We start from the raw sequence: 25760 nt of genomic DNA on the forward strand, positions 1-25760 counted from the left end.
TAAAAATAACAGCTGCTTACACAATGTGTTTTCAGCTCTCTTCAAATTGAGTATCCAACTCGGAAATATTGAGGATTCTCACTTTTTCGGTATACCCCATAACAAAGAATGGACAACTGAAAACCACTAACAAAATGAAAGCCCAGCCCTCAGGATGAGGCCACTTGGGTGTACAATAAGGATAAAATCAGATGCGTTTCACTTTAACTACGTTGGCCGTCTCGGTCGCGCTTGTCGCCGGATGCAGCAATCAAGGAATTCCTAGCATGACTCAATACTCCCAAACACAGATCGTTGCTCAACAAACTCAAGCTCCGGTTGCGAAAAAAGTCCCTCACGCGATGACTATTCATGGCGATACCCGCGTTGATAACTACTACTGGATGCGTGACGACGAACGTAAAGACCCTGAAATTTTACAGCACCTAGAGAAAGAAAATCAGTACGCAGAAACCGTTCTAAAGCACACTGAAACACTTCAAGATACGCTATTTGAAGAAATTAAAGGGCGTATCGCAAAAGACGACAACTCAGTACCTGTTCGTAGAGGCAACTACTTCTACTCCAGTGAAGTGACCGGAGATAACGAGTACGAAGTCCATTTGCGAGCTAAAGACTTTGCAGGCAAAGACAAACAAATCATTTTAGATGTCAATGAACTAGCAAAAGAACATGAATTTTTCAGTATCGGCGGCCTATACGTTAGTCCGAATGAAAACTTATTGGCGTATGGCGAAGACACATTAAGCCGCCGCGTGTACACCCTTAAGATCAAAGACCTGACAACAGGCAATTACCTACAAGATGAAATCGAAGGGGCCTCAAGCGCTGTCGCATGGCAGAACGATAACAACGCCTTTTACTACATCAAAAAAGATCCACAGACCTTATTGGGCTACCAAGTTTATCGTCATGTATTGGGCACACCACAAAGCAGCGATGAGCTGATTTTTGAGGAAACCGACAGCGCCTATTACACCTCACTAAGCAAAAGCAAAGATGGCGAAGATATTTATATCTGGCATTCGAGTACAGAAACCAGTGGGGTCTCTATTATTGATGCGAACAACCCTAAAGCAAAGGCGAAACCGTTCTATCCTCGTGAAGATGGCATTGAATACAGTATTTCTAAGCTAGGCGATTGGTACTACATTTATACTAACTATCAAGCCGTCAACTTCCGTTTGATGAAAGTTCATCAAAATGACATGCATGACCGCTCTAAATGGCAAGATGTGATTGCGGCAGACAACAACACTCAACTTGTCGACTTCGAGTTATTCGATGATCACATCGTCTATGAGCAGCGCTCTAACGGCCTAGCAAGCGTCACTGTACGTCAGCTTTCAACAGGAAAAGAATTCCCCCTCACATTTAATGACGATGCGTTTGCTGCCTATTTGACAGGTAACCTAGAGCTGGATAACGAGAAAGTTCGTATTTATTACAGCAGTTTAACCACTCCAGGAACCTACTACGATTTCGATCTAAAAACGGGCGGGTCAGAAGTCATGAAGCAAACACCTGTACTTGGTGATTTTAATCCTAACAATTACCAATCAGAACGCATTATGATCACAGCCCGTGACGGTAAAGAAGTACCCGTTTCTTTGGTGTATCGTAAAGACTTATTTAAGAAAGATGGTACGAATCCACTCTACCAATATGGTTATGGGTCTTATGGCGCAACCATTGAGCCAACTTTCCGCTCGACACGTTTGAGTCTATTGGATCGCGGCTTTGTTTACGCCATTGCTCATATTCGTGGATCTGAAATGCTTGGCCGCCCTTGGTATGAAGACGGTAAAAAACTAACCAAGCAAAACACATTCAACGACTTTATTGATGTGACTAAAGGTTTGGTTGAACAAGGCTACGGCGCGAAAGATAAAGTCTTCGCTGTTGGTGGCTCTGCAGGAGGTCTCTTAATGGGGGCTATCATCAACCAAGCACCAGAACTGTACCGCGGTATCGGTGCACATGTTCCGTTTGTGGACGTGGTAACCACTATGCTCGATGAATCAATTCCATTGACCACCAATGAGTATGATGAATGGGGTAACCCAAATAACAAAACATACTATGACTATATGTTGAGTTACTCGCCTTACGACAACATCAAGGCGCAAAACTACCCGAACATGTTGGTAACGACTGGCTTGCACGACTCTCAAGTACAGTACTTTGAACCAATGAAGTGGGTCGCCAAACTTCGTGAAATGAAGACAGACGATAACGTTTTGTTGTTCAAAACCGATATGGAAGCCGGACACGGCGGCGCATCTGGTCGATTTAAGCGTTTAAAAGAAGATGCGCTAGAGTATGCCTTCTTCCTCGATTTACTCGATAAAAAATAAGCGTATTAATAGAACTGCATCTCTTCTAACAACAAAAATGCCCGCAAGTTGCGGGCATTTTTTATAGACGCGCTCTATAAACAGAGACTTGGGGTACCTAAGCAAAGAATGACCAGCGTCTCTTATAGTCAAAGGATAGCAGAAAGAAAAACGCCTACTCACAACGAGTAGGCGTTAACACAATAAATGTGTTTAGGCAGTAGAAACTGGCCTATTTATTAGAAGTAGTAACGAGCACCTAGAGTCCAGTAGTCGTTCTCTTCGCCAGGGTAATCGTTACCTAGGTCAAACTGGTAAGCAGCAAACGTTACGAAAGCAGGAGTTACAGCGTACTCTGCTTGTAGCGCAGTTTCGCTTGAAACTGTCTTGTTTTCTTCTTCGTCTTCTACGCCTTCGTAGTTAACGCTGAATGTCCAATCGTTCACGCCGTATGCCAAAAGAGCTTCAATTTGAGAAGTGTCTTTACGCATTTGGTAGAAGTACTCGTTCATACCGTATACTACCGCTGCGTAAAGGCCTGAACCGTATTGACCGTAGTTTACAGAGAATAAGTGTGATTCAGCTGTCTTAGTACCTATAGAAGAGTTCTCAACATCACCGCCGCTGTATACGTAGCCAAGACCGAAGCCCGCAACAGAACCGCTCAGTGCGATTTGACCACGATCTTCAAATACTGTTTCAGGCTTAAGTTGGTCTGTTACTTTGTATTCGCTAGTTTGCTTACCCTGCCAACCTAGACCAAGGTTGAAAGCAAAACCTTCACCAAATTCAAAACCTTTACGGTAGCTAAGCATTTTATCAGCACGAGCTGATCCTAGGCTACCGTGGTTGCTGTACAAGAAATCGTTCGCAAACGCGATTGGTAGATCCGCAACGCCAGCGACATCGTAGTACGGTGACCATTGAGTACCCGCAACAAGGCGACCGTACTGCTCATGAGTTGCACCGATGTAACCTAGACGCGTAGAAAATGACTGATCACCACCGTCAAGGTAGTTAAGTGCCCATTCGCCTTTAGCATCGATAGTAATACCGTTGCCAATGTCTTTCTTACCCGCAACGTTAATACGTGGAGACACTTGGTGAACTTTTACATCTTCTTCGAAATACTCACCCACGCCAACTGAAACGTGACCGCCGATCGATAAAGATGTACCATCGCTGTTGTAAACTTCTGCTGCGAAGGCCTGTGAACCACATGCTAGTGCCGCCACTGCAACGGCTAGAGTTTTCATTTTCATTGTTAACATCCGTATAGTTGTTTGTACCGGTTCGCTTAGAAACAGATTAAATCCGAATCAATCGCAACGAACACATAACAAAGTAGTAATGAAATAGAAATGAAACAAACACTTTCTTATGCAACCAGTGGTATTAATGCTCGCATTTTGAACTGAGTCACAAAAAAATAGGGAACTTTTCATTCCCCATCATAAAATTTGTGGCTTTTTACGTGTCACATCTCCCAACGTGCGAGTGGCTTCTCAGTTTTGATACCCTTACTGCCCCAGCGGTCAATAACATCAATTTGCAGTATGCGGCTCGGTTTAATAAGCGATGTCAAGGTTTTCGACGGTCGTTTATCCGTCACTAACCATAGCGTTTTATCTTGTTCAAACTGAGCTTTTAAAGATAATTTGTCTTCTTCTGTCCACTCGAGCTCCGGCTTAAATTCGCGCCCAACCACAAACAATTGGTTGCCAGAGGCAAAGTCCTCTAATGACTCACTCATCAGTACCACTGAATCGATGCCTTTATCGAAGATCTCTGCCTGTTGTTGGTTGATCAGTTCACGCACATTGAGCATAAGAGCCTGTTGATTCGTTTGAATCGCCTTTTGGTGTTCAGGATATACACGTTGTAGATCCTCTCCAACAATGCCCGCCATTCGGATTAAGTTTGTAGGGTTAACCCATGCGTACTTCGATGTTGACCCGTTTTCCAATGTCAGTACTGCAACTCCTTGAGCTCTAGGAGAAATGGCCTGCGATGCATCGATTTCAATCAAGTGAATGTTGCCCTGTCGAGCGTAAACATAAGTCGGGTCTTGTTTCCAAATCGCACCAAGAGTAATAGCAACCGTCGCGGTTTGACCCGCTTGCTTAACTTGCTCTGTACCTTTATTTGCGAACCAGTTCTCAAGACGCTCAACGCCGTAACGCTTTGGAGGCAGATACTGAGTCTCTATCCCTGTACCTTTCATGAGTTGCTCAGACAACATGTACGTGACGGGAGTGCTGGTTAAAATGTCTTTGGCGCTTGCCAACGATGGAAGTGTTGTCGCTATAACCAAACCAAAAGTTATCGCTAATTTTTTTATCTTCATGTTCATTACTTTATAAAAAGGGTTACGCTTTTTGGATAATTCGGTAAACCGTTGCTGTTAGGAAAAATGCCGCAGAAACAATGATGATGGATGCGCCTGATGGCACTGGTAGCTCAAGCTCCATCGGCAGTATGGTTCCTATTAAACACGCAATGGTTGCCAATAAAGAAGAAAGGAGAACAAAACTGCCCATGCGTTTAGTCAATAACCTAGCCGTTGCACCAGGAATCAGTAGCAATGCACCAACCAATACCGCGCCAATAATCTTTACCGCGGCGATGGTGACCAAGGTGATCATCATGACAAATAAGTAATCATAAAAGCTGGTATTAAAGCCGCGTACACGTGCAATATCCGGGCTGATACAAGTTAGCAAAATGCGGTTAAACGTTGGAATAAGAAGCAGTAATATGATCAAACAACTGATCGCTAAAATAAGGATATCGTTGTCCGTCACAGTCAAGATCGAGCCAAACAACACGTTCTCCAACATGTGAATGTTGATCTTGCGAGCAACGTACATTAACAGCGCAGCACCAACCGCTAACGCTAGTGCAAGAAAAACCCCAACCAGTGTGTCGTAAGGTACATTCGTACGATTACGAACAAAGTGAAGCAACAGCGCAAAAATCATACAAAAGCTAAACAATCCGATGATCGGATTCTCTGGCGGCTCACCGAGCAACACACCAATCGCGATTCCGGTAAGCGCAGCATGCCCAACCGCTTCAGAGAAAAAAGCCAGTCGCTTGGCGATGACTAATGTACCAAGACCACCAAGTAATGGCCCTAATATCAGCGCTGCCACAATTGCGTTCACCATGAAAGCATAAGAAAAGCTATCGCTTAACCATCCAGCTTCAACGCCGCTAACCGCTAACTCTCGCAACCAATCCATTATGCAGCCTCCACTTTTGCTGTGTAGTGCTTGAATAATGTTTCTATACGATCAGGACTTAGCACATCTGAATGGTGCCCTGACGCCACAATTTGACGATTTACGACATGGACCTGCGCATCTAAACGGCGCACTGCGGTCACGTCATGGTGTACTGCCAGTACCGTTTTGCCTTCTCCAACGATTTCATGAATCAAACCTTCAAGATATCGAACACCTTGCTCATCCATGCCAGTTGTAGGTTCGTCTAAAACCAATAAATTGGGCTCATCCAGTAAAGCTTGCGCAAACAAAACACGCTGTTGCTCACCGCCAGAGAGTTGCCCCATACGACGGTCGCTACGCGTTGCCATACCCACGCGATCCAGCTGGGTCAGGGCATGTTGAGTTTGTTTCGTTTTACGTCGCCAAAATAGAGGGATACGAGTTTGGTTAAGCAGTACAAAATCCATCACGGTTAACGGGAGGCTTGCTTCAAACATCGCTTTTTGTGGCACATACCCTATCTTCCCCGATGCAGCTGATGGTTCTGGCCAATTGAGTGCAATGTTTCCCGAAAATGGCGTAAGTCCAAGTACCGAACGAAGCAAAGAAGTTTTCCCACCACCATTCGGTCCCATAATCACGTGACATTTCGCGTTCTCGAATTCGGCGCTGATGTTCTGCAAAATGATATTGTCGGCGTATTTTAGGCCCACGTTACTTAAGGAAACGGAAGGTCCAGTCATTACGCCTTTTCCCCTGCTCGCTTACTCGCCACAAATTTCATGGCTTCGATTAGTGTTTCCACATTATCTCGCATCTCAACCTCGACTTTATCAGCCTCATACTCACCGTGAGTCATGTGAGAAAAGCGATAAAGCTGCACCCCAGTCGCCTCTTCTATGGTATCAACAAAGCGATTCGGCATATTGAGCTCATAAAACAGCACATCAATGCCCGATTCACGAATTTTCTCTATCGTTTCCTGTAGCTGACTTGCACTTGGTTCAACACCATGAGCAGGCTCAATGACAGCGGCAACGTCAACACCAAACTCCTGAAGGATATATCCGTAAGCATTGTGGGTTGTCGCCACCTTCATACCAGCCGTGTCCAACTCACCAAGAGACAACATTGCATCACGCTTCATCAGGCGAAATGTTTTCGCGTATTTACGGGCATTTTGGCGATAGAACGCAGCATTGTCAGGGTCCAATTGGCTTAGCTCACTCGCGATGGTGTAAACCTTTTGAATGGTTGTTGATAAACCGACAAAGGTGTGAGGGTTCACTGCTCCTTGACCAACAGACTGCCCCATCGCGGGCAATAAGGGCACTTCTTTGTTCGCTTCGATAACCACGAGATCATCACGCTGAGAAGCCTTGATCACTTTCAGTGCAAAATCGTCATGACCAATACCATTGATCACTATTACGTCCATTTCATTTAAGCGTTTAAGATCATTAGGTTGTGGCAAATAGTTGTGAGGATTAAAACCGGCATCAACCAAAGGAACGATGTCCGCCTTCTCACCAACAACGGCTTTAACATAGCTGTAATAAGGTTGAAGCGTAATACCAATACTGAGTTTATCGGCAGCAAAGCCAGTAGAAGACACCGTCAATAACGCGGTGGCTGTAAGAATACGACGTAAAAGAGAGCGTTTGATCATAGTACTTATCAATTATGTTGTCTTAATGGGCGTGAGAGTGAGAGGAAGAGTCTGACAGAACGATTTGTTTCCACCCGAAATCGTGGCGTTTTGCTAGCTCGCTTAGTCCCTCCACATTTAACGAACGGCTAGAATCATTAAACCAAATATCAGCTTGAGAACTGCGGCTATCCAACAGCATGGAAGCAGAGCCTTGGGCACTGATCTTCACGCCAATGTAGACACCGTCATCAATTCGTTGCCACTGATGAGAGCCTTTACGCTTCCAGTTTTGGTCTTTCACGAAAGGAGCAATCCAAAGCGCCTCCATATCAGATATCTCAGGCCAAGTTCCGGTATCTAACTGCAAATCACGAATCTCTTCATGAGCGAGCTTAAGTTCAGCGATCAACCCCAACTCGTTTTGATGTAAATCCGTGATTAACACTTGATGAGACTGCATGTCTGGCTTTTCAGTCGCGACCTGATGGTAGGGCATAAGTATGGCTGCTGAACTGAGAATTGCTGCGATTGTCAGTGCGACCCACTTTCCTTCTCGGTTACCATCATCAGGGCGAACTTTCTTTACACTCATTTCTCTTTCAGCTCAACGATATCCACTTCCACCGGGCTTTCATGTCCGGCATCAAATACCAAATAGAAATCTGTTTCAGGGTGAGTAAATTCTGCGATGGAACGCTTATCTGTTTTTTCTTTGGCGATCAGATTGTCGTCGTAATCGTACATTTCGACATCGTAGTCGACCGCTGTCGATCCATCCGAGTAGCCCGCTTCACAAATCACTTTATCTTGCGCCAAGTGACAGCTCATCAGAGGAAAATGTGCAGCAGCGTGAAAGGACGCAAATCCAGAAAAAAGCAAAACAGCTTTTAGAAGAGAAGTGTTATTCATGATAATTCCAAAATGGCCCAGCAATTGCTGAGCCTAATTCGATTAGTTAAGTTGAGTTTCAAACGTAAGGTGAACATTGGCACTCGCTTTATCCGCCAATGGATTATCTTTCAATTCACCTTTGTAGTTCGCTTTCATTAAGTAGCGCCCGGCGACTTCTGGCGTGAAGATCACTTTGCCATCTTTATCGCTCACCACATCGATTTGTTCTTGATGGTTTCGGTACATAGTACCTTCACGTGTAATCTCAGCAGTAACGCCCTCTTGTGGCTCTCCGTTAAAGAAAAACTGGAACGTCACAGGCTCACCTTCAATGATGTCCGATGGATGCGTGATCGGTTTCATCTCCAGCATTTTGCCTTCAATCTCCAACGCTTTGTCCGTTGGCATACCAACCGTAATGTAGCTTTCTGCTCGGGTGTAACTTAGTTGAGTAACCACATCACGCGCTTGCTCGGGAAGCACATCACCACGCTCAGCTTTGCTTGCTCGCGCCCATTTCACCGTATCACGACGGCCCGCTTTGTATTGTGTGTAGTAGCTCGGCTGATTATTAATCGCAACTTTGTGCGTGCCTTCTTCTGTAAAAAAGAAATCAAACATAGAGCGACGCTTGCCACGAACAACAAAGTTAGGACGCTCAGAGCGGCCATCCGGCATCACCACAAATGCCTGATCACTACCCGCAGGCTTATCAAAAACAAACGTTCCGTGAGAGGCAGTAACATCAAATGTCAGCCAGTCACCGCCTTCTTTAGAAACCGTAAAGTGAGAGGGCAGAACCCAACGTGGATGTGCTTGCGCGGTGGTGGTTACAGCCAATCCCATTGCCATTACACTCGCCAATGCCACTGCTTTCATTTTGGTTTTCATTGTTGTGTCCTTTAATCACTTAACTTGATAATTGACGGTGATGACACCCGTCTCTTGTGTTGGTTTAAGCTCATAGCGCACGTCACTGTCCGCTAGCGTTATTTTTTGACGTAAGTAGTTTCGCCCACCATGTTCACGAACGACTTCGACGTACAACGTGTAATTTCCTTGTTCCAAACGCTCCCCTGCGTCATTGGCTCCATCCCAGACAAAGCGGTATTGACCAGCAGGACGTGTTGCAGAAGTCACCGCATCAACAAGTTCACGATCATAACGACCCGCTTTTCTCCACCAGCTGCGTAGATCTTTTAACCATTCGTCTTTCCCTACCCATAACTGAATGGTTTTAACCGGTTTACGCTGATCGTTTTCAACCCAAACCGCCACATAAGGGCGTGCATACATTGAGGTATCTATCTTTGGAAGTTCGAGTTCGAAGTCGACCTTCGCGTTATCTGGTAGAGGCGCCGCGGAAAGAGAGAAAGGAGCAAAAGCCGCGATCAAAGCGGCTTTACAAAAGTGATTACGGCGGAAAAATCTTCCTGTGTTCAACATAAGTGTTCTCTAAAAAAGCTGTTATGGAACAGCAACAAAATAAATTACGAGCGACAGTAACGTACCAAAGCTCATCCATTGCATTGACGTTCTGAGCGTCTTCTTCTTAGGCAGTACCAAGCACACGCCTGTAAGAACAAAAAACACCATCAAAAGCGCAGTGACGTCGATAAACCACTTCCAAATCCCACCACTGTTGCGTCCTTTATGTAGATCGTTCAGCAGCGCAACAATACCGTAGTGCGTCGTTTCGACGTCTGCTGCACCAGTAGTCATATCAATAAAGACCGTAGCGTTATAACCCGGGCCTTTAAAATCCATAGAAAGCTCTCCGAGTAACAACTCACCTTGCTCAACTTCGGTATACACATCTAGTGCGGAGGGAGTACCACGAAGCTCGGTTTCTTTAGTCAAGAAAGCTACCAGTTCTTCACGATTAGGTTGAAAGGTATCTGAATGTGAGAATAGAACTGAGTGCGGAACCGTCAGAGTATGTTGTTGAATGATAGGTTCACTGCGTTCAAACAATTCGGGGCGATTGAGGGTAATACCAGTTACTGCAAAAAACAGCGTAACTAAGAGAAGAGCCATCGAAATATAGATATGTAGGCGGCGAGCCCAAGTTTGAACACCTTTGCTTTTAAGCAACATAGAAACAATCATCACCAATAAATGTGGGGCATAATTTAGGTGATAATCATTCGTATTGGCATTTAATTTACATTGTTTACTTTAAACAAAAAAATACCCGAGACTGAGCTCGGGTATTTAATAAAAATGTTCGCTATGAGTTCTGCGTCGATTCTACTTTGCGTAGCTGAGATAGATACTTAACCCAACTTTTTGCCTGATTCGATGGCTTAATCTCATTCGCTCTTTTGGCATTAGCGAGCGCATCGTCAAACCGCTTAAGTTTGTAGTAAGCGCGAGTTTTGATAAGTGCAACATCCGCTTTACGACCTCTGACATTATCGAGCGCGGCAATGGCATCTTTATAATGGCCTTCTTGCACCAACAGTTGAGAATAGTTCCAGTAATACTGCCTATCTAGCTGAGCTGCAATACGCCAGCTATCAATAGACTCTTCCCACTCTTTTGCCATTTGCCAATACGTTGCTTGCTGAGCTTTTAGCTTACTATTCGAGTTTACATCCTCTAGCTCGTTCATCACCAACGCAGCTCTCTCAGGAATACCTCGTTTCGCGTACAATTGTGCCAGCAGCTTTAAGTCATCTTGGCTAAGTTGTAACCCTTTCAGTTTTGCCAACGCCAAAGAGTCTAGGGCACGTTTGTTGTCATCAACCCGTAGGTATAGAGCAACAAGCTGACGCCACCATTCAATTCGCTCAGGTTCAATCACGATTAAGCGTTTGATGGTCGAGATTGCCGGCTTCCACTTTTTCAGTTCTAGCTCAGCAGAAAGCTTTATCGACAATGCGCCAAGCTTGTCTGGCTGACCAAATTTCTCATAACGAGCCATTGCTGAAAGCACTTTTTGCCACTGACTCAGTTGATAATGAGATTGGGAAATACGCAGCCATAGCTCATGCGCTTTTTGACCTTTAGGAATGTTTTTGCTCAAGGCATAGTAATGAGGTAAAGCCTTAGAAAAACGTTGCTCGTTCAGCAGTATATCAGCCAACATTTTTCGGGTTTGCCATGCTTGCTCATCTTGTAGCAAACCACTATTGACTGCCAACTCAAGTTGCTTAATCGCCGCTTGAGTTTGCTCGTTCTGCCAGTAAAAAATACCCAACATTCGAGCGACATAAGCTTGGTCATATCCACGAGAAAGCTCCATAGCTTCAAGAGATGAAATCGCTTCTTTCAGTTTCTCTTCTTGAGCCAAATTATGTGCTCGTTGAACTCTCGCTGCGGTGTATTGGCTTAACTCACTGGCAATGGTTGAGAGTGCACTCAGGCTTAATACCGTACCGATTAAGAATTTTTTCATCATTTGGCTAACTTGAACTCCACTTTAGCGGTTTGTCCGAACTGCTCAATTGACACACCATCCTCAACTTTTGGCTGATACTTCCATTTTTTAAGCGCACGGATTGCTTCCCTTTCAAACATGCGCTCGGGCTCAGCCTCGATCACTTCAATATCTTTTGGTCGTCCAGTTGCATCGATCGTGAAACGCATAATGACATAACCTTCCACTCTACGTTTCAGCGCCTTACTTGGATAGCGAGGATCAACACGATACAACGGCAGTGCTTGCTGGTTGCCCATTGTTCCCTTCAAGTTTGGTGCACTAATCGCGATGCCTTCAAGGGCAGTGTTTAAACCTAAAGCACTGACTGGCGTCATCTGACTCATTGGTTCCATTTGAGTGTCAGCTTGAGACAGATCCATTGGCTCCGGCGCTTGAGGTGGTTCTGGTTGCTCCGGCACTGAACGTTGACGACGCTGCACGTCTGCTTCATTCTCTACCATCACCATATCAAAACGAACGGCTTCTGAAGCTTCTGGCGCACGCTGGTTGCCTTTATCAACCATCCACGCCATAAAGCTAAACAAGCTCACAGAAATTAACAGTGATGCTGGTAGTGCAAGTAACAGCCTGCCCATTAAGGTTTCTCCGCCGCCAATGCAATGTTCTTCACACCTGCCGCCTTTGCAGCGTCCATCACTTTCACGACAGTGCCATTGTAAGCATGCTCGTCAGCTTGGATAACTAACGAAGCATCAGGCTGATCAAGTAACAGGTGCTCAATAGAGGCCTCAACACGCTCAATATCAACCACTCGTTTGTCGATGTACACATCATTCGCTGCCGTTACTGCGATAAAAATGCCCGCGTCTTTTTGGCTTACTACATTAGAAGCCTGAGGGCGATTCACTTCAACACCGGATTCACGTACAAACGAACTGGTCACAATGAAGAAGATCAACATGATGAAGACGATATCAAGCATCGAGGTTAAATCGACTTGAGCTTCATCTTGTTGGTTAGGTCTGCGTCCGAGTCTCACTTTTGACTCCTTAAAGATTGTTCTAACTGGATAGCTTTTCGTTCACACACTTTGCTAAGGCGAGCATGAATAAACATGCCCGCAAGCGCTGCTACCATACCCGCCATGGTTGGCAGCGTAGCAAGTGAGATACCAGAAGCCATCAATTTCGGATTGCTGCTGCCTTGCGATGCCATTACGTCAAACACCGTAATCATGCCTGTCACCGTCCCTAACAACCCTAGCATTGGGCAAACCGCCACAAGTAGCTTAATAGTCGATAGGTTTTGGCGTAGTTCGATTTGCGCTTTTGCAATCCATCCTTCACGGATTTGATGCGCGTACCAAGAGTGGTGCTCTGATCTTGCGTGCCACTGCTCACAAAGCTGTTTTTTTACCCCAGGGAAAACCGTTGTGAGATAAATAACTCGCTCCATAACCAACAGCCAGCACACCGCCACGACGGCGGCCAACCACCATAGGATTTGACCACCTTGCTGCATAAAGCTCATCAAGGTTGTGGCCCAATCCTCACTGATCAAACCCAATGTGCTGAGTAGGATCTGCTCCATTACGCTGCGTTCTCCGCTAAGGTGTTAGAATGGCTTTTGTTACTCGGCATATCACGCTCAGCTTGTTCTGCAACTAAACCGATGCCTTGTTTTTCTAAGATACTGCGAATATTTTCTGCTTGAGAGCTCAATACGTTGTGCGCTAATAGCAAAGGCATGGCTGAAACAAGGCCAAGTACGGTAGTCACAAGTGCCATTGAAATACCACCCGCCATTACTTTCGGATCACCATTACCAAATTGAGTGATGACCTGGAAGGTTTCGATCATACCCGTTACCGTGCCTAGTAGGCCAAGCATAGGAGCTAGAGCTGCAAGAAGCTTAAGCATCGACAACCCTTTTTCTAGGTGGGTTTGCTCATCAACAACAGCTTCCAAAAGACGTAGTTCTAACGCTTCTACGCTGCGATGCTTGTCTTTCTGGTATACCGCTAGCACGCGACCCAAAGGGTTGTCTCCTGGCTGCGCTGGGGTTTTCAGTTGCTTCATGATTTTCTGGCGCGAAATCATCAGTGATGCACCACGTACGAGCGCAATCAATAGGCCGATAGCCAATAAACCAAGGATGATTTTACCGACAACGCCACCCGCATTTAGGCGATCAGCCAAAGTCGGTGAGTTTGCAAGCTGTTCAAGAAGAATGCCACGTGACGGATCAATGACAAGTGCATCAATGTCACCAGAGGAAATAGTATTCGCTGTTGGACCGTTCTCAGGCTGACGAAGATAGTTTACCGCATCTCCGCGTTGACCATTCCACTTAACGTAGCCAGTGTCATCCAGCAGCGCCATAGAACCAAGACGAACACCACTAACCGTTTGTTCACGACCCTCGCCATTTAGCAGTATGAAAGAGACGTTTGCCATTTCACCGCTTGCTTTGATTTGTTCTTCCATGCTGCGCCACATCGCCTGAAGTTGGGTCAACGTTGGCAGTGATTTAGCCGCAACAATAGCATCGATATCTTTCTGATATGAGTTTGCATCTACACCGGTTACTGAGCTTTTTAGCTCAGACTCTAGCTCTTTTGCGTTCTGGCGAACGACGCCAAATAACTCACCTAGGCTCCCGGTTTCTAGACGCAACTTTTCTTCTAGCTGTGCCAGTTCTGCTTCATTTTCACCGAAGGTAACACTTAATGAGTCCGCCTCTGCTTGAAGAGCAGCACGCTCTGCCACCAATTTATTCTTTATAGCCTGTAGGTCTTGCTCTGTTTGCTTAAAACCTGATTCACGCGCGACATTGTGCGATTGCTGTTGACGATTTTCTTGCTGCGCCTTTTGTAACAACGCATCACTAGCAAAAGTTGTATAAGGCATTAATGCGGCTGTCGAGATTAATGCAACCGATAACCATTTTTTCATCATTTATTTGCCCTCCGCAGCGGTTAACGACACTGGCAGAGTTAACATACTCGGCGCGATCTGTTTATTCGCCATAGCGAACGCTTTGTCTAGCTCTGATTTTTGCTCAGAACCCACTTGTTGCCATGCTTGTTGTTGCTGTGACCAGCTCCAAAATGTGTCACCAGATAAGCTACGCGCTACCAAAGACAAACGGCCTAAATAGAGAATGTCCGCCTCCACAGCTTCATTGTCACCTAGGTTAATCTTGCCTTGGTAAACGCCAAGCTTGGTGCCGTAATCCATTTCAATTTGGTACGCTTCTAAAATACGACGAAACTTCTCTGCATCCGCAACGTCTGCACGCGTCATCATGGAATCCAGCTTTGCAATTCGCTCCTCACGTTGCGCTTTGCGTATAGGCTTGTCGTTAGCGACGAGCACTTTTAAGCCCTCAAGCATGTGATACATTAAAGGCACGACACCTTGACGAGTTTGAGCAATCTGTTCAATTTGCTCGTTCAAGCTATCAACTTCTTGATTTTGGCTCTCAACAAGGCTTGCAAGATGATCGCGATAAATCTTCAAGTTACCGACTTCTTCTTGCATCTGCTCAATTTCAGCTTCTAGAGTAAGTGATTTTTCTGCGCTTGCATCAATACGTTTTTGGCTTACCGCCGACGACTGGTTTGTTTTACTCTGCACAGCTTGTGCATCGTTTAAGTTCGCCGCGTGAGCGGGAATCAAAACCGATGATATCAACAGAGCGATACTTGATTTCATTAGATTCATACGAGTTATATTTCTGTGTTCCAAAAACGACCAAAGGGGAAGACTACCCTTCCCCTTTAATAATCAAATTGTTATCAGTACTTGAACTGGATTGTTGCCATGTAGTTGCGGCTTTCTCCAACCACAACCCCACTCGCACCTTTTTGCTCGCCATTCGTGCTACCACCACCTGCGAAGTAGTCGGTATCGAATAAGTTTTCGACATTGAATCGAGCAATAATATCCAAGTTTTCATCGTACTTATGTTTGTATGACACGCCCATATCAACGCGAGCGTAGCCATCTTTCTTGAAGGTGTTCTTTGCATCACCGTAGCGATCACCTTCATAAATCAAACCAAGGTTTAAGTTAGTGTTGTCTTGAACCTTGTAGCTAGACCATAGACTTGCCGAGAACTCTGGCACGTCTACAGGGCGGTTACCTTCATATCTTTCTGCCTTCTTAAGCTCTGCATCCAAATACATTGCAGAAGCGGTTAGCGACAACTCTGAGGTCACAAAACCTTGAGCCATTAACTCAGCGCCTTTGTGAACTTGCTCACCACCTTGCGTTTTCTTGTGTAGGAGATTGCCGCCCGCGTCTTTGCCGCTTTCAACATCCAGCGAGATGTTCTCTAACGTGATATCAAACACAGCACCAGATACAAATAAACGCTGATCAAACAGTTCCCACTTCGTACCGATTTCATAAGAGATACCACGCTCAGCGTCGAGTTTCTCACCTTCATTGATGTAGGTACGACTACCGTTGCTGACTTCACCTTGAGGCATGAAGCTTTCAGAATACTGAACGTAAACCGAGCCATTCGTCGATGGGTGGAAAATGACACCAAATTTTGGAGAAACCTGGTTTTCGGTCAGTTCATCATCACGCTTTTCGTCATAACGAACACCTGCAAGCACTTGCCAGTAATCATTAATCGTCATCATATTTTGCGCGTAGATACCCCAAGTATCGTACTCAGCTGTTGGTGATTTCTTCGAACTACGATAGCTAGGCTTAGGCACCGTTTCTCCTGGAGCAATACTCGCCTCATTATGAATTGCCATAAAGCGATCATAACTGTAATCTAAGTAGTTAGCGCCCACTAACAACGTGTTTTCCGTACCGAACAAAGTAAAGTCCGTCGTCACATCTATATATGCAGTATCAAATACCCAATTATCGGAGCGATCGTTGCCTCGATGCTTAATCGTATTTAACTCTTCATACTGATCAAACTTAGGGTAAGACTCTACATCAAAACGCTTAAAGTCTTGGCGGTTGTAACCTGCTTTTACGTTCACGTTATCCGTGACTTGCGCATTAATATCGACACCGTAGTTTTCTACTTCGTTATCAATTTCAGACCACTGCGCATCCCAAATGTACTTATCACCGCGAACCGCTTTGCCATCAACAATGTATGCGCCAGAGTCCACGCTACCATCGTCTTTCGTGCGATCGTAATGAGCCGATACCATAAAGTTGTCGGTGATATCGTACTCAACCACTAGGCCAGCTACCGTACGATCTGTTTTAGGCTCAGTGCCATCACCGTACCTGCGCCAAGAGCCGTAGCTTTCTTTGGCAAAAATTGCGCGCGCTCGCAGTGTCTCTGCATCATTTAGCGCGCCACTCACATCAAGCACAGTGCGTGAGTGATCATTCGAACCTAGATCTTGACTCAAACTTGCTTGTGTTTGAGTTGTTGGTTTTTTCGAAACCATGTTTACCAAACCACCCGGCTCAGATTTACCGTATAGCAGACCTGATGGACCTTTAAGCACTTCAACACGCTCTAAAAGCTCAATTGGCTGACGATAGTGTGACCAGTGTTGACGACCATCACGAAGAAAACCGTCTGAACTGCTAAGTTCAAAACCACGTAGAGAGAAACGTTCGCGGTTACGGCTTGTACCACCCGCGCTAACACTTGCATCGTTACGTAGCACTTCACCAAGTGTACTTGCACGCTGCTCATCAATTACCGTTTCATCGATAACCGCTACTTGTCCCGGCGTTTCCAGCTGCGTCATTTCCATGCGCATTGCTGTACTGTTTGTATCTGCCTTGTAGCCGAACTCTCGACCTTCTACAACTACATGTTCGTCTGTTTGAACTTCCGCCACTGCAGGTGTTGCTAACACTGCACCGATCACTAACGCCAAATGGCTCTTAGTAAACATATCCTTTCACTCCGATTATTATTTTTCGGGTCACATACTTGTTGAATGCGATTCCCTCTTAATTATTTCGCGGGTGAATATAAGTGATAAGTATTACCATTTGCATTAAATTTACATTCTTTGCATTTGCAAACTTTTGTAAAGTACTCTCTGATGATGCGCCATGATAATGTGATATTAATCACAAAAAATACAACTTAATCATACTTATTGTTTGAACACTAAAGTAACCCTCAAACCACCTTGCTCACGGTTTTTCGCCGTGACTGCTCCACCCATAATACGCATGGATTCTTTGACAATCGCAAGACCTAAACCGTAGCCACCAAGCTTTTTATCTCTAGAAGCATCTAAGCGTGTAAACGGATCAAAAATATCGACCAGCTTGTTCTCTGGAATACCAGGCCCATTATCAGATACTGACATGGTGGTGAATTGCTGCCCTTCTTTGACATAATTTTCCAGAGAAACTTCTATCTGAGATGCTTGTCCTGAATATTTAATGGCATTACCAATAAGATTGTTCAAACAACGAATGACCAGCGTTTCTTCACAAATGGCTTTAGCACATACAGCTTCTGAGCGGAAAGACAACGTCTGTTCTGACTTCAAATCTATTTTGCAACGTTCTACTTGCGGGGAGAGCAAAACTTCTAAATCACAGCGTTTCGTGGCTTTGTCGAAGCGCGCATTTTCCAAGCGACTGAACTCCAATATATCGCTGATCAAATGGTTTAGCTCTTTTGCTTCATCTTCTAGCCTTGTCACTAGGCTTTGCTCACTTTCTCCAACACGCTTTCGCAAAAGATGCAGAACCAAGTTCTGCCTCGCTAACGGCGTTCTCAATTCGTGAGAGACATCTCTTATAAGCAGTCGCTGCTTTTCAGCGAGAGAATGAATCTGTTGCGTCATGTGATCGAAGTCTTGCGCTAACTCGTTAAACTCACGCGTGCTCGACTTCAGCTCTTTCACGACACTAACATTAAAATCGCCATTAGATAGCTTTTTGCTTGCTTCTCTCAATCGATCCAATGGTTGCTGTAAGTTACGTGCCATTAGCAGCGAAAAGAGCGCCAAAATAACCACTGCAATCACGACTTTGAGAATAGAGAAATACAGAATGAAGTCATTTGCAGGGTGCAGTCGATGTGGCAATTGAATCACTAAAGTATTGCCATGAACTAAAGGAATATTGATGATGGGGCGATTCACTTTCCCCTCAAGTTGATCATCGATGCTTCTCTTAAATTGAAGTTTGAACTCGAAGTGCGGATGCATCAGACGGTGCGTAACTGGTTGCTGATGTTCATTCAACACAAATAAATAAAAGTTTTGCGCATTTGCCCAGTCAGCAAGTTCGTCCATGTCTCCGTGCTCAATCAATACGTTAGCTTGATGTGCAAGGTCTAGCATTTCTTCTCGCACACTATCGGGCACTTTCAACATGGCTTTCACCAAAGCTTGTTCCGCTAAGGATTGCACGACCAAAATGCTAATGACAATTGCGGTCATGCAACTAAATAACTTGAACGCTAAGCTGTCTTTACGTTTTGCAATAAAAGGTGGACACCGGAGCTTCATTAACGGTTTACAGCCTCTAAATAACTGTAACCTTTGCCACGGAAGGTTTTGATATGTTGCTTGGAAAGCCCCGCCTCAACTAACTTGCGACGTATGTTACTGATGTGCATATCAAGGTTGCGATCAAAAGGACTCAGCTCTTTCTTTAACACTTCAGTTTGAAGCTCTGCTTTTGAAATCACGACTCCTTGGTTTTTTACCAAGTAGCTCAATAGTTCAGCTTCCGTACTTGTGAGGGGTAAGCTATTAAGCTGGTCACTGATCGTTTGAACGGTACTACACATCGTCTGACGTTGACGTTCCAAGCCAACACGACGAAGAATCGCTTTGATGCGCATTAGAAGCTCAGCGACATTAAAAGGCTTTCCGATATACTGATCGGCCCCCGCTTGGTAACCATCAAGCATCGAGTTTTCATCGTTGAGAGCGGTAAGCATTAGAATAGGTGTCGCGAAGCGCTGACAGATCCTACGAGCAACTTGCATGCCGTTAAGGTTTGGTAACATGACATCAAGCAATACAAGATCTACAGGCGTTTTTTCCATATATTGCAGCGCACTTTCACCGCAATGCACAGAAGATACGATGTAGCCCTCCTCTTGCAAAACCGCTTCTAACAGCTCACACAAAGGAACGTCATCATCGACTATCAAAACTCGTGACATTACCACTCACCATTCAAATAAAAATGGTTCGCATTTTATTACTCATTTACCAATTAAACAACTACACACTCTAAGGCTTTAAGTCCACAGGACTCAGTCCAAGAAGCAGCAACGTACTATTAGGGTTTAATGTTCACTTGTACTAAAGGTTCCTAACAATATGCACCTAGATATATCTTCATAGAAAAAACGAGTACAATCTGGCAACCGCAAAGCAAAAGATAAAGCGAATGGAAACGTTATTAATTGGTCACCGTGGCGTGGCAGGTTCATACCCTGAGAATACAAAAATAAGCATTCAAGCAGCCATTGACCTGGGATTAAAGTGGGTGGAAGTGGATATACAACCTACCAAAGATAATGTTTTAGTGGTTTGCCATGATCATACCGTCAATCGATGCAGCAATGGACAAGGGCGTGTTGATGAGCTCACCCTGGAAGAGTTAAAAGCATTAGATTTCGGTAGTTGGTTTAGCACAGACTTTTCAGGCGAGAAGATCTTGACACTAGATGAACTGCTCACTTTAGCTACTGAGAATAAGCTTAACTTGAATATCGAAGTTAAAGTAGACAACCATCCAGCGGAAGAAGTGGTGCAGACTCTCGCCAATGCGTTAGCAAAAAGTCCAATGCCGCAAGAGAATGTACTCCTATCGAGCTTTAGTCATGACGTCATTAGAGCGATGCACAAATACTGCAGTGGCTACCGATTGGGTGTGTTAAGTGAATTCTTTACGAGAAAAGATAAACGCCTTTTGGAAGAAGTTAGTGCCTATAGCTGCAACCTAAACATTAACTGGGTTCGTACTCGCCAGATAAACAAACTCCAACAAGCCGGTTACAAAGTGATGTGCTATACGGTGAACAATCCAAATAAACTGAAATACCTACCTCAATTAGACGGTATTTTTAGTGATCATCCACAGCGCTTTATGCCATAGCCTATAAGAGCCAGAACATTAACGGGGACCTTTTATTACCACTCAATCTGAATTGGTGTCCCCATCTCGACAAGCTGGATAAATTCATCCATCTCCTCGTTGGTAATCGCAATACACCCATTAGTCCAATCAAAACTTTGGATGTAAATCGGCAACTGACTCTCACCGTTTTTTAAGCCATGAATTTTGATGTTCCCTCCAGGGGAGACACCTCGGCGCTTCGCTTCCAACGCATCAATCGCATCAGGGTAACTGATATGCACAGAACGATAAAAAGCAGAGTCCTCTATAACATAATCTAAAGTGTATTCGCCCTCTGGCGTGCGATTGTCTCCCTCTTCTTGTTTATGTCCTTGAGGGTTCGCTCCTAAAGCAATTCGGTATTCTTTTAGCACTGCTCCTTGTTCCATCAAATACATTCGACGCTTAGACTTGTCGACTTTAACGAGGTCAACAGCTGCGTGAGTGCCAGAAGCAAACATACAACACAAGAACATAGAGCACCATTTTACTGACATTGTCGTAACGCCTAAGCTAATAAAGTGAACAAGAAAAGAGCGATAATGCTAGTCAGTTAATGCTCGTAAAGCAAACAGTATCTAATGCGGAACCGTAAGATAGCACTCGCTGAAAGGCGTACTTCTTATTGTTATTTGATACAACAAAAGTCAAAGAGAAGATTTCTCTATTCATTGCGGCTAAGTTGCATTACTTTATAAGCATATTTATTTATAAAGTCCGCACTTTTTGAGAGGGAACCATGATTAACATTGCTTTTTTTAGTGCAAAATCCTACGACGAAGCCTCTTTTAATAAAATTAAAAATAACCGCGATTTTGAATTTCACTATCACGACTTCCGACTAACCGAAAAAACAGCCAAGATGGCGCACGGCAGTGATGTTGTATGTGCGTTCGTTAATGATGATCTTTCAGCTCCCGTTCTTAAACAGCTTTCTCTAGGCGGGACCAAGCTTATTGCTATGCGCTGCGCGGGATTTGATAAAGTTGATCAACAAGCAGCCAAAGAACTAGGCTTACAAGTGGTTCGAGTTCCTGCTTACTCACCAGAAGCAGTGGCAGAGCACACGGTTGGTTTAATGATGTGTCTAAACCGCCGTCTTCACAAGGCCTACCAACGGACACGTGACGCCAACTTCTCGCTAGAAGGTCTTGTTGGCTTTAACTTTTTCGGAAAAACCGTTGGTGTTATTGGTACGGGTAAGATTGGTATCGCGACGATGCGTATCTTCAAAGGGCTTGGCATGGAACTGCTTTGCTACGACCCCTACGAAAATCCATTAGCACTAGAAATGGGAGCCCGTTACTGTTCGCTTGAAGAAATCTACGCTAATGCGGATGTTATCTCTCTCCATTGTCCAATGAGTGAAGAAAACTATCACTTATTGAACGAAAAAGCCTTCGCGCAAATGAAAGATGGTGTAATGATCATTAACACCAGTCGAGGCGAGTTGCTAGATTCACTAGCGGCGATAGAAGCGTTGAAACAAGGTAAGATTGGTGCGCTTGGCCTAGACGTGTATGACAATGAAAAAGACTTATTCTTCCAAGATAAATCTAACGATGTCATTGTAGATGATGTTTTCCGCCGTTTATCGGCTTGTCATAACGTGCTGTTTACTGGCCACCAAGCATTCTTGACTCACGAAGCACTTAATAATATTGCCTCTGTGACGCTTGATAACGTCGAAGCCTTTTTCTCTGGTAACGTATCGGGCAATGAACTGATTAACTAAAGCCAGACAATCGAGAAGTATAGTAGAGCGTGTGATCTCAGCTATGCTATACTTCTCGACTATTTAAAATTTGAGCCAAATTACCATGAGCATAAAAACTGATATTCAAAAGCTGCACAACCGTTTAGATACATGCCAACGTAAACTTGATGCGGCACGTTCTCGTGGTGATCACGAAATGATTACAAAGTTCACGGATGAAGTAGAACAGCTAACCAAAAAGCTTAACCAGTTAAAGCATAAGCAAAACTATGAGCTGAACAAAGAACGTAAAAGCTTACTTGATATGCCATTCTCTCGTGAAATCACCAAAGCAGAACAAGCGGACATCGGCAAACTGAAAAAACGCGTACGCGGCTTAGTAATCGTTCACCCATTAACAAAAGTTGGTAAAGAACTTCGCCTTGATGTGATGACAGGCTTTGCGCCAAAAGAGTTTTAAAACTCGCATTAACATTTATGGAGCCCAAGCATTTGCTTGGGCTTTTTATTTTGTACTGCTTCATTAGATTTCATCGACATATCAATCCATAAGCTATTAAAAAGGCCAGCGACAAAAGCCACTGACCTATTTCGACCAATATCGTCCGCATTACACCTCAACGCTACGACAGTTGCTGCAACTTGTGCTCCACAACGGGATCATTCGGAACCAGCTGCTGAGCGACTTCCAAAAGCTGTACTGCATCTTGCGGGTTGTCATACTCATGCTTAAGTGCAATATCAACAAGTGGCTGAATATCGATTTGCGCTTGATGCTCCTTCACATGTTCTTTCTTTTCTTCAATTAGTACATTATGAGCGGTACTCAGTAAGTTTAAACGATGCTGTGAGCTCGCATTCGCCTTGTTAAGGCACTGATAGTAATCTTCTTTTAAGCGCAGCGTTTTGGTCTGATGACGAAACTGCGCTATATCTATCTTCTGATAACGTATAAAGTCTACGGCCACTTGCTTATAAAAACCGAATTTATTCAAATACGTCGCGTGGGTACCATGTCCCATCCCGAAGACTCTTAAGTGAGTGAGCTCTGGGTAGCGTTTGGCGTGAAGGCGGTCGATTTCATTAGTTGGATCATAAATGATATAGCCTTTTGCATCGCCAAGGTCGAGGTCGTGATACTTTCCTTCCCAATCAAATTGTTGGGCAAGTTCAGTACTTGGCCTATCATCCCATGGCACCAAAACTTTGTTTTTTGTGCTGACCGGGTGAAACATCAATACTTGATCCAACTTTAATAGATTAGAAAAGGCACCAATAGCAAAACCACCGCGGCTAAGCCCATAACCTAAACGACATTCAAAAGGCTCAAGTAAAGTTGATAGCTGCTCTAGAAAGAAAATCAAATTACGGCTGCGAAACCAGTTACTTTTCCCAAGATGCTGAAATGAAATAATATTTACTTTTTGTTTCTGGGCTAAGCGATAACCCCAAGGCGCAAAATCTGAGTGTAAGTCCTGTACTTGTAGATTCGTACCAGCAGGGGAAAAGGTGAACAACAACGGTTTATTGCGGTCGACAAACTCATACTTAACAAATACATCATCAAGTAAGTCCTCCCCGGACATCGGTAGCCTGGTTTGCTGTTCTTCACGAGAAAGAGCCAGCCATTCATCCAACCAGTACAGTAACTTCATTAATCCTCCATCTAAATTGCGCCTAGCAATTGTGTTAAAAATCTAGTTTTTAGTGTGTGATCATCTCCCCCTGGTTACAGGGGACTCTGATATCAGTCCTCTTTTAAAACAAAGCGTGAATTTGCTTATTAAATTGGTCAATATCTAAGGTTTGATGGCGAACAAACTCCTGCGCCACCAGATTAAAAAATTCTAATTTATCTAATTGTGTGGATTGAGTGCCGTGTCCCATACCGACGACTTTTAAATGGGTAAGCTCTGGATAACGTTCAGCATGAAGACGATCAATGCGATTGGATGGGTCATAAATAATATAACCTTTGGCATTGCCCAAATCTCGATCATGGTAGCCGCTTTCCCAAGCAAACTGCTGAGCAAGCTCAGTACTCGGCCGATCATCCCAAGGCACTAACGCTTTATTTTTAGTGCTAACAGGATAAAACAACAAAAGATGTTCTAGTTTCAGCAAGTTAGCGAACGCGCCAATTGCAAAGCCACCTCGACTTTGCCCATAACCCAAACGACATTTGAAGGGATGAAGCAACTCAGATAGCTGCTCCAGAAAGAAAATCAAATTCCGACTACGGAACCAATTACTTTGTCCTAAATGTTGAAAGGCAATAATGTTTACTTGTTGTTGTATTCCGAGCTCGTAGCCCCAAGGAGAAAAATCCGGAGTTAAATCTTGTACCTGCACATCAGTACCGGAAGGAGAAAATGTAAACAACAATGGCTTGTTAAGATCGACGAGTTCATACTTCACAAACACATCATCAAGTAAATCGTAGCCAGAGATAGGTAAAGCCATCTCTTGTTCTTGTTGAGTAAGAGCTTGCCATTCATCTAACCAGTAAAGTAGCTTCATTTTTTCTCCAAGTGCATCCGCAGTATTTAGACTGGAACTCTATCAAAATGCGTTTAAGCATCCCACGTTGAGACTTAAGAAAGCTCTATTTGAAGCCCAAATGAGACGTATGGCAATGTCTTCGATTGAAGGTATTACTGCGTAAACTAAACCCAAAGTAGGTACGCAAAAACTTGGAGAAAGAGCTAGAGAAAAATCAATTAGAAGTTTCGATAACAGCGGTTAAAAAACAGCAGATACAAAAAAACCGCTGTAAGAACAGCGGTTTTTTTTTAAAAGTGGCGGAGAGATAGGGATTTGAACCCTAGATACGCTATTAACGTATGCCGGTTTTCAAGACCGGTGCTTTCAACCACTCAGCCATCTCTCCACAAATTGTCACTAAAACTTAGTCTTATACTATTGATGCTAATTTTTAGTTTTGCCTTCAGTTATCTCAATTAAAGAGAACTTGAAAGCGATGTTTAAAGCCTGGCGATGTTCTACTCTCACATGGGGAAGCCCCACACTACCATCGACGCTATTTCGTTTCACTTCTGAGTTCGGCATGGAAATCAGGTGGGTCCAAAACGCTATGGTCGCCAAGCAAATTCTTTAATTCGGAAAGCTGTTTTTTTAATTCTCGTTCTTACACATTCAATGTTCTTTCATTGAGTCCATCAAAACCCCTTGGGTGTTGTATGGTTAAGCCTCACGGGCAATTAGTACAGGTTAGCTCAACGCCTCACAACGCTTACACACCCTGCCTATCAACGTCGTAGTCTACGACAACCCTTTAGGATACTTAAAGTATCAGGGAGAACTCATCTCAAGGCTCGCTTCCCGCTTAGATGCTTTCAGCGGTTATCGATCCCGAACTTAGCTACCGGGCAATGCGTCTGGCGACACAACCCGAACACCAGAGGTTCGTCCACTCCGGTCCTCTCGTA

The 25760-nt window shown here is 44.3% G+C and carries 26 protein-coding genes, 1 tRNA gene and 2 rRNA genes; 4 read left to right on the top strand and 25 right to left on the bottom strand.

All coding sequences use genetic code 11. The features are described 5' to 3' along the window. Nucleotides 1–191 precede the first annotated feature (191 nt). Nucleotides 192–2357, top strand: a complete 2166-nt coding sequence (locus R7H07_RS03775) for a S9 family peptidase (protein WP_206958690.1) — start codon at nucleotides 192–194, stop codon at nucleotides 2355–2357. 218 nt (nucleotides 2358–2575) lie between these two features. Here R7H07_RS03775 and R7H07_RS03780 read toward each other — a convergent pair whose 3' ends face one another. From R7H07_RS03780 to R7H07_RS03870, 19 genes are all read right to left on the bottom strand, one after another. After that, on the bottom strand, nucleotides 2576–3598 hold the full coding sequence (locus tag R7H07_RS03780; RefSeq protein WP_206958688.1) for a porin: 1023 nt from the start codon (nucleotides 3596–3598) through the stop codon (nucleotides 2576–2578). A 215-nt stretch (nucleotides 3599–3813) separates the two neighbouring features. Then, nucleotides 3814–4683 carry a metal ABC transporter solute-binding protein, Zn/Mn family gene (locus tag R7H07_RS03785; protein ID WP_206958687.1) on the bottom strand — a complete coding sequence of 290 codons (870 nt, stop codon included), beginning with the start codon at nucleotides 4681–4683 and terminating at the stop codon, nucleotides 3814–3816. Nucleotides 4684–4705: 22 nt separating this feature from the next. Then, nucleotides 4706–5581, bottom strand: coding sequence for a metal ABC transporter permease (locus R7H07_RS03790; RefSeq protein ID WP_005374244.1), 876 nt, complete (start codon nucleotides 5579–5581; stop codon nucleotides 4706–4708). Then, the gene (locus R7H07_RS03795) at nucleotides 5581–6309 is read right to left on the bottom strand and encodes a metal ABC transporter ATP-binding protein (protein ID WP_206958686.1); all 729 of its coding nucleotides are present in this window, start codon (nucleotides 6307–6309) and stop codon (nucleotides 5581–5583) included. The genes R7H07_RS03790 and R7H07_RS03795 overlap by 1 nt, the downstream gene beginning before the upstream one ends. Next, the gene (locus R7H07_RS03800; RefSeq protein WP_172563687.1) at nucleotides 6309–7235 is read right to left on the bottom strand and encodes a metal ABC transporter solute-binding protein, Zn/Mn family; all 927 of its coding nucleotides are present in this window, start codon (nucleotides 7233–7235) and stop codon (nucleotides 6309–6311) included. Before R7H07_RS03800 ends, R7H07_RS03795 begins: the two co-directional genes overlap by 1 nt. 22 nt (nucleotides 7236–7257) lie before the next feature. Next, nucleotides 7258–7809: a DUF6162 family protein gene (locus R7H07_RS03805; RefSeq protein WP_054701938.1), complete on the bottom strand. Its 552-nt coding sequence runs from the start codon at nucleotides 7807–7809 to the stop codon at nucleotides 7258–7260. After that, nucleotides 7806–8126: a hypothetical protein gene (locus R7H07_RS03810; protein ID WP_005374251.1), complete on the bottom strand. Its 321-nt coding sequence runs from the start codon at nucleotides 8124–8126 to the stop codon at nucleotides 7806–7808. The genes R7H07_RS03805 and R7H07_RS03810 overlap by 4 nt, the downstream gene beginning before the upstream one ends. Nucleotides 8127–8168: 42 nt before the next feature. Beyond that, nucleotides 8169–8999, bottom strand: a complete 831-nt coding sequence (locus R7H07_RS03815) for a DUF4198 domain-containing protein (protein WP_025768070.1) — start codon at nucleotides 8997–8999, stop codon at nucleotides 8169–8171. A gap of 15 nt (nucleotides 9000–9014) precedes the next feature. Beyond that, the gene (locus R7H07_RS03820) at nucleotides 9015–9554 is read right to left on the bottom strand and encodes a DUF2271 domain-containing protein (protein WP_206958685.1); all 540 of its coding nucleotides are present in this window, start codon (nucleotides 9552–9554) and stop codon (nucleotides 9015–9017) included. A gap of 21 nt (nucleotides 9555–9575) precedes the next feature. Then, nucleotides 9576–10205 carry a PepSY-associated TM helix domain-containing protein gene (locus R7H07_RS03825; RefSeq protein ID WP_206958684.1) on the bottom strand — a complete coding sequence of 210 codons (630 nt, stop codon included), beginning with the start codon at nucleotides 10203–10205 and terminating at the stop codon, nucleotides 9576–9578. 133 nt (nucleotides 10206–10338) lie between these two features. Then, the gene (locus tag R7H07_RS03830; RefSeq protein ID WP_005374255.1) at nucleotides 10339–11511 is read right to left on the bottom strand and encodes a tetratricopeptide repeat protein; all 1173 of its coding nucleotides are present in this window, start codon (nucleotides 11509–11511) and stop codon (nucleotides 10339–10341) included. Further along, on the bottom strand, nucleotides 11508–12128 hold the full coding sequence (locus tag R7H07_RS03835) for an energy transducer TonB (protein ID WP_005374256.1): 621 nt from the start codon (nucleotides 12126–12128) through the stop codon (nucleotides 11508–11510). Before R7H07_RS03835 ends, R7H07_RS03830 begins: the two co-directional genes overlap by 4 nt. After that, entirely contained in the window at nucleotides 12128–12532 is a 405-nt protein-coding gene (locus R7H07_RS03840; RefSeq protein ID WP_005374257.1) for an ExbD/TolR family protein, read from the bottom strand. The genes R7H07_RS03835 and R7H07_RS03840 overlap by 1 nt, the downstream gene beginning before the upstream one ends. Continuing rightward, nucleotides 12529–13083 carry a MotA/TolQ/ExbB proton channel family protein gene (locus R7H07_RS03845; protein WP_017819708.1) on the bottom strand — a complete coding sequence of 185 codons (555 nt, stop codon included), beginning with the start codon at nucleotides 13081–13083 and terminating at the stop codon, nucleotides 12529–12531. The genes R7H07_RS03840 and R7H07_RS03845 overlap by 4 nt, the downstream gene beginning before the upstream one ends. After that, nucleotides 13083–14450 (bottom strand): MotA/TolQ/ExbB proton channel family protein, encoded by a 1368-nt coding sequence (locus tag R7H07_RS03850; RefSeq protein WP_206958683.1) that lies wholly within the window; start codon nucleotides 14448–14450, stop codon nucleotides 13083–13085. The genes R7H07_RS03845 and R7H07_RS03850 overlap by 1 nt, the downstream gene beginning before the upstream one ends. Then, entirely contained in the window at nucleotides 14451–15218 is a 768-nt protein-coding gene (locus R7H07_RS03855) for a DUF3450 domain-containing protein (protein WP_206955101.1), read from the bottom strand. It abuts the gene before it with no gap. 74 nt (nucleotides 15219–15292) lie between these two features. Further along, nucleotides 15293–17386 (bottom strand): TonB-dependent siderophore receptor, encoded by a 2094-nt coding sequence (locus R7H07_RS03860; RefSeq protein ID WP_206955103.1) that lies wholly within the window; start codon nucleotides 17384–17386, stop codon nucleotides 15293–15295. A 207-nt stretch (nucleotides 17387–17593) separates the two neighbouring features. Next, on the bottom strand, nucleotides 17594–18967 hold the full coding sequence (locus R7H07_RS03865) for a sensor histidine kinase (protein ID WP_064369509.1): 1374 nt from the start codon (nucleotides 18965–18967) through the stop codon (nucleotides 17594–17596). After that, nucleotides 18967–19632 (bottom strand): response regulator transcription factor, encoded by a 666-nt coding sequence (locus tag R7H07_RS03870; protein ID WP_005386018.1) that lies wholly within the window; start codon nucleotides 19630–19632, stop codon nucleotides 18967–18969. The genes R7H07_RS03865 and R7H07_RS03870 overlap by 1 nt, the downstream gene beginning before the upstream one ends. A 230-nt stretch (nucleotides 19633–19862) precedes the next feature. Between R7H07_RS03870 and R7H07_RS03875 the strand changes: the two genes are divergently transcribed. Continuing rightward, nucleotides 19863–20573, top strand: a complete 711-nt coding sequence (locus tag R7H07_RS03875; protein WP_053350831.1) for a glycerophosphodiester phosphodiesterase family protein — start codon at nucleotides 19863–19865, stop codon at nucleotides 20571–20573. A 35-nt stretch (nucleotides 20574–20608) separates the two neighbouring features. Here the strand turns inward: R7H07_RS03875 and R7H07_RS03880 are convergent, their stop codons facing one another. Next, complete coding sequence (locus R7H07_RS03880) at nucleotides 20609–21091, bottom strand: L,D-transpeptidase family protein (protein WP_047102844.1); 483 nt, start codon at nucleotides 21089–21091, stop codon at nucleotides 20609–20611. Between the two features lie 242 nt (nucleotides 21092–21333). On the opposite strand from R7H07_RS03880, the gene R7H07_RS03885 reads away from it, so the two are divergent. After that, entirely contained in the window at nucleotides 21334–22329 is a 996-nt protein-coding gene (locus R7H07_RS03885; RefSeq protein WP_033906222.1) for a 2-hydroxyacid dehydrogenase, read from the top strand. 85 nt (nucleotides 22330–22414) lie between these two features. Continuing rightward, nucleotides 22415–22771: a YibL family ribosome-associated protein gene (locus R7H07_RS03890; RefSeq protein WP_005374274.1), complete on the top strand. Its 357-nt coding sequence runs from the start codon at nucleotides 22415–22417 to the stop codon at nucleotides 22769–22771. Nucleotides 22772–22934: 163 nt separating this feature from the next. Here R7H07_RS03890 and R7H07_RS03895 read toward each other — a convergent pair whose 3' ends face one another. The 5 genes from R7H07_RS03895 to R7H07_RS03915 all read right to left on the bottom strand — a co-directional run. Next, the gene (locus R7H07_RS03895; RefSeq protein WP_005374275.1) at nucleotides 22935–23966 is read right to left on the bottom strand and encodes a hypothetical protein; all 1032 of its coding nucleotides are present in this window, start codon (nucleotides 23964–23966) and stop codon (nucleotides 22935–22937) included. A 103-nt stretch (nucleotides 23967–24069) separates the two neighbouring features. Beyond that, nucleotides 24070–24831 carry a hypothetical protein gene (locus R7H07_RS03900; RefSeq protein ID WP_005374276.1) on the bottom strand — a complete coding sequence of 254 codons (762 nt, stop codon included), beginning with the start codon at nucleotides 24829–24831 and terminating at the stop codon, nucleotides 24070–24072. Nucleotides 24832–25110: 279 nt separating this feature from the next. After that, nucleotides 25111–25201: transfer RNA gene (locus R7H07_RS03905), tRNA-Ser, on the bottom strand. A gap of 99 nt (nucleotides 25202–25300) precedes the next feature. Beyond that, nucleotides 25301–25417: ribosomal RNA gene (gene rrf / locus R7H07_RS03910) — 5S ribosomal RNA — on the bottom strand. Between the two features lie 94 nt (nucleotides 25418–25511). Further along, nucleotides 25512–25760, bottom strand: a 23S ribosomal RNA gene (locus R7H07_RS03915); the annotation flags it as partial.

This window comes from Vibrio sp. Vb1127 (assembly GCF_033338735.1).
GTDB lineage: Bacteria > Pseudomonadota > Gammaproteobacteria > Enterobacterales > Vibrionaceae > Vibrio > Vibrio alginolyticus.

Coding starts and splice junctions, on each gene's coding strand:
- R7H07_RS03820 (WP_206958685.1), bottom strand. CDS start 9,554: ATGTTGAACACAGGAAGATTTTTCCGCCGTAATCACTTTTGTAAAGCC.
- R7H07_RS03855 (WP_206955101.1), bottom strand. CDS start 15,218: ATGAATCTAATGAAATCAAGTATCGCTCTGTTGATATCATCGGTTTTG.
- R7H07_RS03780 (WP_206958688.1), bottom strand. CDS start 3,598: ATGAAAATGAAAACTCTAGCCGTTGCAGTGGCGGCACTAGCATGTGGT.
- R7H07_RS03785 (WP_206958687.1), bottom strand. CDS start 4,683: ATGAAGATAAAAAAATTAGCGATAACTTTTGGTTTGGTTATAGCGACA.
- R7H07_RS03775 (WP_206958690.1), top strand. CDS start 192: ATGCGTTTCACTTTAACTACGTTGGCCGTCTCGGTCGCGCTTGTCGCC.
- R7H07_RS03835 (WP_005374256.1), bottom strand. CDS start 12,128: ATGGGCAGGCTGTTACTTGCACTACCAGCATCACTGTTAATTTCTGTG.
- R7H07_RS03850 (WP_206958683.1), bottom strand. CDS start 14,450: ATGATGAAAAAATGGTTATCGGTTGCATTAATCTCGACAGCCGCATTA.
- R7H07_RS03870 (WP_005386018.1), bottom strand. CDS start 19,632: ATGTCACGAGTTTTGATAGTCGATGATGACGTTCCTTTGTGTGAGCTG.
- R7H07_RS03790 (WP_005374244.1), bottom strand. CDS start 5,581: ATGGATTGGTTGCGAGAGTTAGCGGTTAGCGGCGTTGAAGCTGGATGG.
- R7H07_RS03800 (WP_172563687.1), bottom strand. CDS start 7,235: ATGATCAAACGCTCTCTTTTACGTCGTATTCTTACAGCCACCGCGTTA.
- R7H07_RS03845 (WP_017819708.1), bottom strand. CDS start 13,083: ATGGAGCAGATCCTACTCAGCACATTGGGTTTGATCAGTGAGGATTGG.
- R7H07_RS03795 (WP_206958686.1), bottom strand. CDS start 6,309: ATGACTGGACCTTCCGTTTCCTTAAGTAACGTGGGCCTAAAATACGCC.
- R7H07_RS03880 (WP_047102844.1), bottom strand. CDS start 21,091: ATGTCAGTAAAATGGTGCTCTATGTTCTTGTGTTGTATGTTTGCTTCT.
- R7H07_RS03875 (WP_053350831.1), top strand. CDS start 19,863: ATGGAAACGTTATTAATTGGTCACCGTGGCGTGGCAGGTTCATACCCT.
- R7H07_RS03825 (WP_206958684.1), bottom strand. CDS start 10,205: ATGTTGCTTAAAAGCAAAGGTGTTCAAACTTGGGCTCGCCGCCTACAT.
- R7H07_RS03830 (WP_005374255.1), bottom strand. CDS start 11,511: ATGATGAAAAAATTCTTAATCGGTACGGTATTAAGCCTGAGTGCACTC.
- R7H07_RS03895 (WP_005374275.1), bottom strand. CDS start 23,966: ATGAAGTTACTGTACTGGTTGGATGAATGGCTGGCTCTTTCTCGTGAA.
- R7H07_RS03865 (WP_064369509.1), bottom strand. CDS start 18,967: ATGAAGCTCCGGTGTCCACCTTTTATTGCAAAACGTAAAGACAGCTTA.
- R7H07_RS03805 (WP_054701938.1), bottom strand. CDS start 7,809: ATGAGTGTAAAGAAAGTTCGCCCTGATGATGGTAACCGAGAAGGAAAG.
- R7H07_RS03860 (WP_206955103.1), bottom strand. CDS start 17,386: ATGTTTACTAAGAGCCATTTGGCGTTAGTGATCGGTGCAGTGTTAGCA.
- R7H07_RS03900 (WP_005374276.1), bottom strand. CDS start 24,831: ATGAAGCTACTTTACTGGTTAGATGAATGGCAAGCTCTTACTCAACAA.
- R7H07_RS03815 (WP_025768070.1), bottom strand. CDS start 8,999: ATGAAAACCAAAATGAAAGCAGTGGCATTGGCGAGTGTAATGGCAATG.
- R7H07_RS03885 (WP_033906222.1), top strand. CDS start 21,334: ATGATTAACATTGCTTTTTTTAGTGCAAAATCCTACGACGAAGCCTCT.
- R7H07_RS03810 (WP_005374251.1), bottom strand. CDS start 8,126: ATGAATAACACTTCTCTTCTAAAAGCTGTTTTGCTTTTTTCTGGATTT.
- R7H07_RS03890 (WP_005374274.1), top strand. CDS start 22,415: ATGAGCATAAAAACTGATATTCAAAAGCTGCACAACCGTTTAGATACA.